This window comes from bacterium, from assembly GCA_012517375.1.
Classification (GTDB): Bacteria; Hydrothermota; Tepidihabitantia; order B3-TA06; family B3-TA06; genus JAAYVC01.
On sequence record JAAYVC010000004.1, the window covers coordinates 1 to 10,189 of the forward strand.

Here is a 10,189-nt window from a genome sequence, read left to right on the forward strand (position 1 = left end):
CCTTCGGGCAGGGATATGCCCTTTTCGTCCCTTCCGTCCCAGGTAAGAGTGAAATAGGCCGGAAGAACCCGCTTTGATAGGAGCGTGCGCACCCTTGCGCCGCTTGCATCGAAGATGCCTAAATCCGCGTGTCCTTCAGTCGCTGGTATGAACGATATCACGCACTCGGCGCCTGAGAAAATAGGTGTAACGACGAGTTCGGGGTCGTAATCCGGGTTAAGCCTCTCTGCGACGGCAAATGGATTCTCCTTCGACCACCAGGTTCCGTAAATGTTGGACGAGCCTATACCGGGCGAGCCGCTCCATATGCAGAATGCGGAATCGCCTTTAGTCACGACCTGAACCTGTCTTGCGCCGCTTGAAATACCGGGCACCTTTGCCGACGCCTGCTTTACGGTCAAGGGATCCTGTCCCTCAACTCTGAAGTGACTGAGTGTTATAGAATCTTTTCTAATGACTATATCCGCCGATAGCCCGTCCGCATCGATAGACGGAGCAACGTCGCCAGAGACAGCCGCCACGGGATGTATCTCATGAGAGGTTCCGCTGGCGGAGTAGCCGTAGTAGAGCGAGTCACCGGTCTGGAATACGTACTCGAACCCCTTATTCGTCGAAACCACCTCAGGGTGGAACTCATCTTCAAGAGTCTGCGAAATCTCCACTGCGGTAAATCCGGCCGTAGTCGTCTTGCTCGTAGCGCCCCTCACATCGACGTCCGTCCCGTCATGGTACTCGTAAAGCACAAGCACGTTGTTCATATCGCACGCGACTACCGGGTACAACTCGTCCTTTGCATCGTTTGCCACCTTCACCGTATCGTAGGTTCTTGCGACTCCGTCCATATGGCAGGCGGTTATGTTGTGGTTCTGGCCAGACCCCTTCTCCATCACGAACCAGATGGTATTTGTAACGGGATCGCAAGCGACATCCGGGTGCTGGCAGCCTTTTGACCACGTCGAAGCCCAGCTCGTCTTTACCCAGCTGAAGTTGTAGGCTGAGGCGTAAATCCAGCCAAGCGTATCGGTTGCCTGATATACAAGGTGGACTGTATCGCCTACACCCATCGCAAGCCGGGGATAGCGCTCATCGTCCTTCGCGGTAGCGCCCTGTCTTATGTTCCAGTCCCGTCCGTCGTTTGCGCTCCATGCAAGATAGATATCGTGATCGGTCTCCGAGAGTTCGTATTCGAAAGCGACTATGATCCTCGTTTCCTCCGGGTTGCCGGTGGTTCTTACGGCTGACGGAAATCTGTCCTCGCCAGGCGTTGCGCCGACCGTTCTTATGTCAATCGCTCCCAGTCCGGAAGCCAGCAATATCAAGCTAACTGCAAATAAGCCCCCGGTATGTTCTCTTCTATTTTGCATCGTACCCTCCATGGGTAGTTAAGCTCCTGTTCATAGGAGAACCAACTTTTTTGCATTCGTCTCCCGGCCGTTTTCCGCCACGACGAAAAAAACGCCTTTGCTACGGGGAAGCTTCACATACATCTCATCTGTCGAATTAATATCTTCAGAAATAAGTGTTCTTCCTGACACGTCCACAAGCCTGATGGTCTTCCAGAAGCCGTTTCTCCCGGAAAAGCTGACTTTCATGCACGCGCCATTCAAGATCTCAATCCTGAAATCGTTAGTGTTTATACAAGGCTCCGCATCCTCAGCCAGGCCGCCTCCAGGTCCAATGGCGTAAAGGTTCTGATCCCAGCAGCCTATGTAGAGTGTTCCATCGGCACCGAGCGCAGGAGAGGATATGATGCGGTGTCCGGTTTTATAGCGCCACTTCTCATCCCCGGATGCGGAAACGGCGTAAACGGTCGAGTCTGCGCATCCGAAGTACGCTGTCCCCGAAGCGTCAACAGCGGCTGAAGACTCAATAATTCCCTTTGTGGAGAACTTCCACAGGATATCGCCTTTCGAATCAAGACAGTAAAAAGTCGAATCCCATGCGCCCACGAGGATCCTTCCGTCGGGCGCTACTGCCGGGCTTGCCGTAATCCTGCCTCCAAGCAGCTTCTTGAAGGCGATTCCTCCGCTTGTGTTGTATGCGTAAAGATATGAATCATTAGAGCCTGCATAGATGACTTGATTAGCGTAGGTTGGCGAGCTCTTGCCGCCGCCCATCTCTTTCTGCCAGAAGCCCGAACCGGACGATGAAACGCTGTGAATATAGTTCGGCCCTGGCCACCATGTAGTAATATAGATATAATTTGTTGATTTTGCTGGACTTGCATCGACCGAACCCGATGTGCGGAATAGCCATTGCTGCTTGGCGGTTGATGCGTTGATGCAGTAAAGATTCGAATCGGATGCTATATAAATGCTTGTTCCGTCAACGATGGGAGATGATGAAGCCGCAAACTGACCCGAGGCCTTAAAGCGTCCCTTTTCAGCGCCTGCCGAATTGACTACAACCAGTTCGCCCGCGCTTGTGCCGGCACATACATCCCCGGAGGTAAATATAGCAGGTGCTGCGTTTACAGGAGCGCCGGTGTTGAATCTCCAAGATTCACTTCCGTCAGGCTTTACGGCAATGATGTAACCCGAGTTGGTTCCTATATATACGGTTCCGTTTTCAGCAACCACCGGCGAGGATGAGGTCGTAGAACCCAGACTGAATTTCCACAAAAGCGATGAACCAGCCGGTCCGTTCACGTCTGTGCTTCCGGTATGACCCAGGTCCTTCTGGAACATCGGCCATGGATGGACGGAGAAGAGAACCGCCGCTAAAAAAAATATGCACTCGCTCATTTAATCTCCCACGTGATTCTTGATTAACTAAATAATATGGAGGGGTCAGTAAATGTCAACCCTTCATAGGTAAAAGTACCTATGCCGGAAATCGGGTATTTTTCCCCCTGAAACGCTCAAATGAGGCTATTTCCTCAATAGGCTTTCGGGGTCTTTCCGAAGGGTTTTCATCGGGATATCCGCAGGCGATGATTGCTGCAACTTCGTAAGAGTCAGGCAATCCAACCAGCTTGCCTACTGTCTTTTTGTTGAACCACCCTATCCAGCAGGTGCCCAAACCCTGCGCCTGGGCGGCCAGTACAAGATGCTCGCCTGCGATGCCGGCATCGAGCCTTATAATCGCGTTTCCAAAGGTCTCAGCGACCACATGGGTCAATGCCCTCTTCAGGGCGAGCACAAAAACCACATTCGCTGATGCCATCCATGATATTATGAACCTGGAACCTGCTGGGGCGGCCTTGGAGAGCGCCTCGATTGTCGCCTTGTTTCTGACTACCACAACATGCCAGGGCTGGGAGTTGGATGCCGAGGGAGCAAGACGCACCGCCTCAAGCATCTTTGCGACCTTTTCCTGCTCGACCTCCCTAGCCTGAAAACGCCGGATGCTCCGACGGTTTTCTATCACGTCAAAGAAGTTCTCCGATATCTCCATGACAAAGGATACGTTTCAAACCGGACAAGTCAATCAGCCGGTAGTTCCATCCGTAAGACTAATATTGACAAGTCGCATGTTTCAAGTAGGCTACACCATAACAAGGAGGATATATTGAAAAAGGTAACATTTGCAGTTCTTGCTTGCATGATTGCTCTTTTTACGGCCTGCGGTCCGACAAGACCCAAGGGTATTAAGAACTTCCAGCTCAGGCTTGCAGATCTTGATGTCGTGGAGACGGCGCTGACGTTTGCCAAGCTGAACGTAGTTATTGACGCCACTAACCCTAACGGTGTCGACGTACTCGTAGACCGCATGGAGTTCGAGGTTTACGTGAACGGCCAGAATATCGGAAGCGGAGCAGCGAGTTTCAGGGAGATGTTCGCGCCCGGCGAATCCAAGAAGCTTAAAGGCAAGGTTGCGGTTGACTACATCTCCACCGGGATGGCCGTCCTCTCGATAGTCAAGTCCGACTTTGCGAGCTACAGCCTCAGGGCAAAGGTCTACTACGAAACGCCCATGGGCAACTATCATTCTTGGTCGACAATATCCAGCGCCAGCTCGCCTACGCCGGATTTTGATTTCGACGAACACCCTTAACCCGCAACACTCCTTTTGCATCATGAAAAAGATACCAGCACTGCTTATTGTGTTCCTCACCCTCTCGTCTTGCGCAATAATCCAGAGGGTGGCAATCAAGAACTGCGAGTTCAGGCTTGCAGGTTCGGTAATCAAGGAAATAGCTCTTACATATCTGAGACTCGGAATCATAATCGATGTAACCAATCCCAACTCGGTGGATGTCATTCTCGACAGGATGCGCTTTGACCTCTACGTGAACGACAAGAAGGTAGCAAACGCCACGTCAAACCTTAAAACCACAATACCTTCCGGCGCATCCGTAAAGATAACTCCAATAGTAACTCTCGATTATGGTCAGGTGGGAACCGCCCTCATCTCGGCAATCAAGAACATGTCGGCCAACTACACTCTTATAGGAACCGTATACTTCGACACGCCAGTAGGTACGCTGAGCTTTCCTGTAACCATAGCGAAGGGCTAGCCTCAGTAAGTTTTGATTTTACGAATCATACAAGATTTGCTCTCATAAATGCAGCTGTTTTAGGCGTTAAGAAATGATTTTTCGGAAAAGTTTGTAGCACTTGACAAACTTCTGAAAAAGAATATCCTTTTCGCAAGAAAACATCTCTAATACTTAGAGAGGAGGACTTATGTCGTGCAGTAAATCTCAGGTCCACCAGGCAGTCGCCAGCTGGGCAGGCGTACTCAATGTCAACGAGAATACCGCTCTCAACGGACTCGGCGGAAAGCAGTGGCCGCAGGACGCCCCGCCCCTCATTGAGACTATCAACGGCTTGTGCGGATGCAGCATACCGCCGGAAGACTATCAGCTTTTTACCCATGTCGCCGATATCGACGAATGGGTGGGAGCGAAATAAAAATCTGCGCTTGATCTGATTCGATGAGAGGAGGCGACATTTCTATGGAAAAAGGTCAGGACACCTTTGATGCTAATCAGAGCGCAAAGTTCCTCTCTAAAGCAAGAGATGCCCTCATAAAGGGCGATAGGGAGGAAGCGCTGCGCTGCGCCGTAGAGGGATTGAAGCAAAACCCCACGGGTAATGGTTCTGCAGAGCTTAACCGAATTGCAGCAGGAGTCCTTCTTGAGAGTGGTTCCGTGAAGCTTGCCTTGAATCACGCAGAAAAGGCGATGGAATTGAGCACCGATATCGATGACTACATGGAAGGTTACCGCAGTACGATGCTTTTAGGGCAGGTTCTGGCAAGGATGGACCGCTACACCGAGGCTCTTTTCTCATGGAATAAGGCTCTTGATATAGGCAGGCAGAATAAGGATGTTTGCGCTCAGAGCACTTCGCTCCTGAACCTTGCAATGCTCGAACAGCGGTTCGGGAATCACGAACGAGCGATTCAGATTCTCGCAGAGGCGGAGGATCTTCTCAAGAACGAGAAAGACCTGAGGCTTCTTGCCACCTGCTGCAGCAGAAAGACGCTTTCGTTCATGGAGACGGGGAAGATTGACCTTGCTCTCGACAACTGCATGAAGCTTGAGGAGATTGCCCGCAAGAGCGGCGTAAAGCCCTTGATTGCCAGCTCCAATTTCAGAAAAGGCACGATATATCTCGATCAGGATGACTACGAAAAGGCGCTTGTGCCGTTACAGACCGCTTCAGACATCTATAAGGAGCTCGGCGACAATAAGAACCTTGCCTTGACTCTGTGCAACCTCGCATCCACTTACATCGGTCTTGAGCAGCCGGACGAGGTCGATATGCTTCTCAAGGAGGTGGTTACCCTGGCAAGGGGAGTGGACTCGACCCTTGTCATGAGCGAGGTGCAGCTCGTGCTTGCCGAGATGGCCGTCTTCAGGCATAATGCGCCGCAAATAGATTATTGCTACGAGGAGTTTCTGAGGCTTGCCGAGGAAATAGGCAATGAGGAGCGCTTCAAGGTTTTCCATGAAAGCATTGGGAAATCTCTCAATAAACTGGGATTCGAGATATTCGGAATCAAAAGAATCCTTGAGCGAGCGCGGACGAGCTACAAGAAGCTCGGACTCAAAAAGGAGCTTAAGGAGCTTGATGCCTGGCTCGAGCGAGTGCCCGGCTGAGGCTAGCTCCTCGGATTCTATTCGATACTTCCGCAACCCATACACAAGCTAAGACTGGTTAAGGATATTAGGGTTCTGACAATATCTTGCGGGATTGTTTCACCAGCAATTTTTTAAGTCTTACTTTATTCCTCTCGGCATAGACATATCCTCGATACGCATGCTAGCGCGTGGTGTCAATCGAAATGAAGTGTTTATGATGGATGCAGTAGCTACCTTATCCCTCTGGGTATGTACAACTCTTCAAAGCACCTGACGGCGTAGTTGTCCGTCATCCCCGAGATGAAATCCATCACGACCTGCGCTGGCAGAGCGTCCTGCTCGCAGTCCGTGTAGCGCATGAAATAATCGAGCTGGGTAAAAACCTGAGGCTTCTCGGTCTCGAATGAAGCCTTGTCCGAAACGTATTCGAAGAGCCTTTCGAACAGGAGCTTGATTATCTGGTGAACGTTCTCCCTCTGTTTCGCGACCCTTGGATGCCTGTACACGCACTCGTAATTGAATACGTAAAGCGAGCGCACGGCCGAGTTGATTCGCTCGCTGAAGCCGACAGCCATGGGATGCGCCAGATTGCCTTCAATCAAATCCTCGACCATAGTTCCGATTATCCTGCCGTTGTTGATTCCGAGACCCTTCTTCACATCGCCTGGCACCTGCTCCTCCTTAACAAGGTGCGCTCTTAATGCGTCCTCCAGGTCTCTTCCGAGATACGCTACCCTGTCTACAATCCTCACGATGCATCCTTCAAGGGTCGCAGGCTTGTCTATGCCCCTTCTCGTTTCGTAAAGCTTTTGGGGGTCCTTGCCCGAATCAGGCTCCACGAGCGGCTCGGCGGTCTCGCCGTAGTGGGACACGATGCCGTCGCGAACCTCGAAGCTGAGATTAAGCCCTGCCTTCTCCTTTCCGATGAGTTTTGCAAGGCTGTCCACAGTCCTTAAAGAGTGCAGCTCGTGTTCGAACTTCAAACCATAGGGCTCAACCACCTCGTCGAGCGCGCGCTCGCCCTCGTGACCGAATGGCGCATGTCCAAGGTCGTGGCCGAGCGCTATCGCGTTGACTAAATCCGAGTTCAGGCCAAGCGCGCGGGCGACCGTTGTCGATATCGAAGCTACGTACAGCGCGTGCTCCATCCTTGTCGCAATATGGTCGTTTTCCGGCAGAAGGAAGACCTGGGTTTTGTGCCTCAATCTTCTGAACGAAAGGCTGTAGAGTATTCGCTGGGTATCGCGTTCGAAGATGGTCCTTACAGGGTCCTGGGACTCATCTATCAACCTCCCCCTCGAGTCTTTGGAAAGGGTCGCGTGGGGATGGAAATATATCGTGCGCTCAAGCTCCTCGCGGCGCTCGCGTATGGACTTATTCACCCGTAAGTGTAGCTATCCGATATAAGGAGTCAACCGGGGCTTGCTCACTCCCTGCCCGAGTAAATCAAAAAAGTTTGTAGCCAACGCCTAAAGAAACAAGGGGATATAAGATGGCGAGAAGGAAAACAAATGCACGCCTGCTAAGATGGACCATCTTTTCCACGTGTGAAATACTGCAAAAGTTTCAACTAGAGGTAAATTATCAAGAAAAACCCATAATCGCCCACCGACTGTCAACCACTCGTCCTTGCCGAAACCTAAAAGCGGCGTAACAAAAAAAGAAGGCTTGATTAAGATTTCAGGTCCGACCTCAAGTCTTATTGCAGGAGTCACACTCTTAACAGGTAATGATGTTTGAATGCCTATTGAACCGCTAAATGTGGGTTTCAATTCGAAATCGTAGCCTGTGTAGTATTTATGTCCTGAAAGGCCAGCCCCTAAGCCCAGTCGGGATTGGGCTTATAGGTATTCGTTGAATCCGTGGCGCAGCTCGACATCACCGCGCAGGCCGGCGCACCATTCTTCACCCTCCCATGTAGCGAAGTCAAAACTCGTTGCCGCCAGCCCTGCGTCCATGTGGAACCCCGGCTCTATCCTTGCCGTGCCGTAGAACGGCGAAACGCAAGAAGTCATCGCGACTCCCAAAAAACAAATACAGCGATCTTTATTAGGTTTTTCATTATTCATACATCACTTAATTGTGTATCCTATGCCTATGGTTGCAACAGGCGGATACTGAATCTGCTCGTAAAAGATCAAAGGGAGCATATCCAAGCCGGCAAAGATTGAGAATCCCTTTTTACCGTGAATTATTCCGAATACGTCCAGACCGTAGGGAATAAAACCCCTCAACAAATCGGTTCGTAATCCAAGGGTTACAGCTTCAGATTGTTTGCGTCCCGGAATCCCCAAAAGAAACGCAGGTGCAACAGCCACCTCGGGTCCGTAAGGTTCTATTTCTATCTTCAAGGCAGGTGTTATAGTTTTACAGGGAAAAGCAAACTTCAAACCTAACCCTCCGTCCACCAGGAGCGGCTGTCCATCGTATATGTCGGAAAAACACCCTGCACCGAAACCGAATTGAGCTGAAAGTTCAATCTTGTGGTTCCATGCGTATCTGGCAATTACGTCGCCACGTAATCCTACAGCATAGAACCCGTAATCAGCAAGTTGCTGTGCGTAACTAGTCGCTGAAACCCCTGCATCGAACTTCAATCCTGGCTCTATTGATGCCTTCTCGAACAATGGCGAAACGCAGCCCGTAACACCCGCTGCAACGCTAAGAATGACGCCCAGGGATGCGAGCCCAAGAGCCGTTCCGTACTTCATATACTCCTCCTTTCAGGATTTAATCCCGTCTTTGCTCCGAGATGATATCATTTTAGCCTCGACGTGTCAATACCTGCACCGGAATCGGTGTAATTAATCTTGACATTCGTCATCGTTCCATATATCCTTAAGCATGGCTCAGGATAACCGACCCTGGATTAGAATGATGCTCGGAATGCTCTTTTCCTTCATCATCGCAGGAGCGGCGCAGGCTGGTTACGGTTTGGTTGCAGGTTCCGCAAACCTCTGGGGCTCCGTATTCCAGATAGCGGTTATTGCGGCGGTGTTCGGATTCCTGCTGGTGGCATTCAGGGAGAGAGGAATTCTTTATGTCCTGATTTCATGCATTGTAGTTGCTGTTTTGGCAGGGCTTTTCGGAAGGTTTCAGATGTCCATAATAATCGTCATGCTCATTATTCTTGGGTTGGAATTCGTTGGTCTTTTCTTCCTTATCCTCGGAGACTTTTTGGGCAAGTCATCGGCGATTCTGAGGGCTTTATCCTCGATGATTGGCGGAGTTTTTGCCGGCGCAATAATCTTCGGGTTTATCGGCCTGCTTCTGCCCGCGACAGGCTTTTTTAATGGAATCCTGTCCGGTCTTCCATATATAATTGAGATTTCGTTCGGTGTTTCTCTTGGGGCTTTTTTTACAAGGATTACATTCGGTGAAAGACAACCCAAAATAAAGGTAAAGGAGTCGTAATGAAGGAACGTAACAGTTGGCTTAAGATAATCATCGTGCTGGTTGTGGCTTTTCTTGTGGCCGGACTTCTGCACGGGCTTCTGCAGGGCGCCTGGTGGACGGGCCTGGGACTCAAGGTCGCGCTTCTCGCCGTAGTCCTCGGGTTCGTGGTGCTGACATGGGACGAGGAAGGTTTCTTTTACGCGCTCGGAAGCGCGGTCATTCTTTCAGCAATGGTCGCAGTTGCTGGTAGCTATCCAGCAAATCCTCTTCTGCGCGGGCTTTTCACGCTTCTCTACTTCGCGCTGTTCGCCGGATTCATGTTCCTGGGCGACTGGGTAAGCCGCAGGATACTGGTGCTTCGCGCGGTCGTAAGCTTTGCCGGCGGCGTCATTGCGGGCGTTGTTGCGGTGTACCTCCTTCCCCTCATATACACTCCTCTTGCCGTCTTCATGACCGAACTGCAGGGCAACCTTATCTCAGCGATTGAGACAACGGGCGGCGTAGCGGTAGCGATACTCGTGGCGAGGCTTATCGGCGGAACCAAGAAGGAAAACAAGGACAAATAACATCATCCTCCCTTTTACTTAGCGTAAAAGGTTCGGAGTCATCGGAGGGTTGGTCGTCTTTTATGAATAGCACACGTTGTGGAGATGTTTGACCGACATCCCCGGCAACCGAGGTTTGCATTAGTATGCGCATTAGCCGAAATCAGGCTCGAGGTGCAATAAACGAGCGAGAATTGAAAGGCAGGTGAACGTGAAA

The 10,189-nt window shown here is 50.9% G+C and carries 13 protein-coding genes; 6 read left to right on the forward strand and 7 right to left on the reverse strand.

Going from position 1 to position 10,189, the window contains the following annotated elements; translation table 11 throughout:
• The 3 genes from GX441_00295 to GX441_00305 all read right to left on the reverse strand — a co-directional run.
• Positions 1–1,364, reverse strand: a 1,364-nt coding sequence (locus GX441_00295; GenBank protein NLI97083.1) for a hypothetical protein, incomplete at its 3' end; no start/stop codon positions are given.
• Between the two features lie 30 nt (positions 1,365–1,394).
• A complete protein-coding gene (locus tag GX441_00300; GenBank protein NLI97084.1) occupies positions 1,395–2,744 on the reverse strand; it encodes a PQQ-like beta-propeller repeat protein in 1,350 nt (449 codons plus the stop codon).
• A 79-nt stretch (positions 2,745–2,823) separates the two neighbouring features.
• On the reverse strand, positions 2,824–3,396 hold the full coding sequence (locus GX441_00305; protein NLI97085.1) for a nitroreductase: 573 nt from the start codon (positions 3,394–3,396) through the stop codon (positions 2,824–2,826).
• A gap of 114 nt (positions 3,397–3,510) precedes the next feature.
• Here GX441_00305 and GX441_00310 point away from each other — a divergent pair, with 114 nt between their 5' ends.
• The 4 genes from GX441_00310 (at position 3,511) to GX441_00325 (ending at position 6,049) form a co-directional block, all read left to right on the forward strand.
• Positions 3,511–3,996: an LEA type 2 family protein gene (locus GX441_00310; protein NLI97086.1), complete on the forward strand. Its 486-nt coding sequence runs from the start codon at positions 3,511–3,513 to the stop codon at positions 3,994–3,996.
• A 22-nt stretch (positions 3,997–4,018) separates the two neighbouring features.
• Complete coding sequence (locus tag GX441_00315; protein ID NLI97087.1) at positions 4,019–4,459, forward strand: LEA type 2 family protein; 441 nt, start codon at positions 4,019–4,021, stop codon at positions 4,457–4,459.
• A gap of 169 nt (positions 4,460–4,628) precedes the next feature.
• Entirely contained in the window at positions 4,629–4,856 is a 228-nt protein-coding gene (locus GX441_00320; protein ID NLI97088.1) for a hypothetical protein, read from the forward strand.
• A gap of 44 nt (positions 4,857–4,900) precedes the next feature.
• Positions 4,901–6,049 carry a tetratricopeptide repeat protein gene (locus GX441_00325; protein ID NLI97089.1) on the forward strand — a complete coding sequence of 383 codons (1,149 nt, stop codon included), beginning with the start codon at positions 4,901–4,903 and terminating at the stop codon, positions 6,047–6,049.
• A 212-nt stretch (positions 6,050–6,261) separates the two neighbouring features.
• On the opposite strand, the gene GX441_00330 is transcribed toward GX441_00325, so the two are convergent.
• The 4 genes from GX441_00330 to GX441_00345 all read right to left on the reverse strand — a co-directional run bounded on the left by GX441_00330 (position 6,262) and on the right by GX441_00345 (position 8,742).
• Positions 6,262–7,413: an HD domain-containing protein gene (locus tag GX441_00330; GenBank protein ID NLI97090.1), complete on the reverse strand. Its 1,152-nt coding sequence runs from the start codon at positions 7,411–7,413 to the stop codon at positions 6,262–6,264.
• An 87-nt stretch (positions 7,414–7,500) separates the two neighbouring features.
• Complete coding sequence (locus GX441_00335) at positions 7,501–7,803, reverse strand: hypothetical protein (GenBank protein ID NLI97091.1); 303 nt, start codon at positions 7,801–7,803, stop codon at positions 7,501–7,503.
• 69 nt (positions 7,804–7,872) lie between these two features.
• A complete protein-coding gene (locus GX441_00340; GenBank protein NLI97092.1) occupies positions 7,873–8,046 on the reverse strand; it encodes a hypothetical protein in 174 nt (57 codons plus the stop codon).
• A 57-nt stretch (positions 8,047–8,103) separates the two neighbouring features.
• Positions 8,104–8,742, reverse strand: coding sequence for a hypothetical protein (locus tag GX441_00345; protein NLI97093.1), 639 nt, complete (start codon positions 8,740–8,742; stop codon positions 8,104–8,106).
• Between the two features lie 133 nt (positions 8,743–8,875).
• Here GX441_00345 and GX441_00350 point away from each other — a divergent pair, with 133 nt between their 5' ends.
• Both GX441_00350 and GX441_00355 read left to right on the forward strand, forming a co-directional pair.
• On the forward strand, positions 8,876–9,445 hold the full coding sequence (locus tag GX441_00350) for a hypothetical protein (GenBank protein NLI97094.1): 570 nt from the start codon (positions 8,876–8,878) through the stop codon (positions 9,443–9,445).
• The gene (locus GX441_00355) at positions 9,445–9,993 is read left to right on the forward strand and encodes a hypothetical protein (GenBank protein ID NLI97095.1); all 549 of its coding nucleotides are present in this window, start codon (positions 9,445–9,447) and stop codon (positions 9,991–9,993) included. Before GX441_00350 ends, GX441_00355 begins: the two co-directional genes overlap by 1 nt.
• Positions 9,994–10,189 lie beyond the last annotated feature (196 nt).

Excerpts from the sequence above, each read along its gene's own strand:
- GX441_00300 (NLI97084.1), bottom strand. The coding sequence starts at position 2,744 with ATGAGCGAGTGCATATTTTTTTTAGCGGCGGTTCTCTTCTCCGTCCAT.
- GX441_00305 (NLI97085.1), bottom strand. The coding sequence starts at position 3,396 with ATGGAGATATCGGAGAACTTCTTTGACGTGATAGAAAACCGTCGGAGC.
- GX441_00315 (NLI97087.1), top strand. The coding sequence starts at position 4,019 with ATGAAAAAGATACCAGCACTGCTTATTGTGTTCCTCACCCTCTCGTCT.
- GX441_00320 (NLI97088.1), top strand. The coding sequence starts at position 4,629 with ATGTCGTGCAGTAAATCTCAGGTCCACCAGGCAGTCGCCAGCTGGGCA.
- GX441_00325 (NLI97089.1), top strand. The coding sequence starts at position 4,901 with ATGGAAAAAGGTCAGGACACCTTTGATGCTAATCAGAGCGCAAAGTTC.
- GX441_00340 (NLI97092.1), bottom strand. The coding sequence starts at position 8,046 with ATGACTTCTTGCGTTTCGCCGTTCTACGGCACGGCAAGGATAGAGCCG.
- GX441_00345 (NLI97093.1), bottom strand. The coding sequence starts at position 8,742 with ATGAAGTACGGAACGGCTCTTGGGCTCGCATCCCTGGGCGTCATTCTT.
- GX441_00350 (NLI97094.1), top strand. The coding sequence starts at position 8,876 with ATGGCTCAGGATAACCGACCCTGGATTAGAATGATGCTCGGAATGCTC.
- GX441_00355 (NLI97095.1), top strand. The coding sequence starts at position 9,445 with ATGAAGGAACGTAACAGTTGGCTTAAGATAATCATCGTGCTGGTTGTG.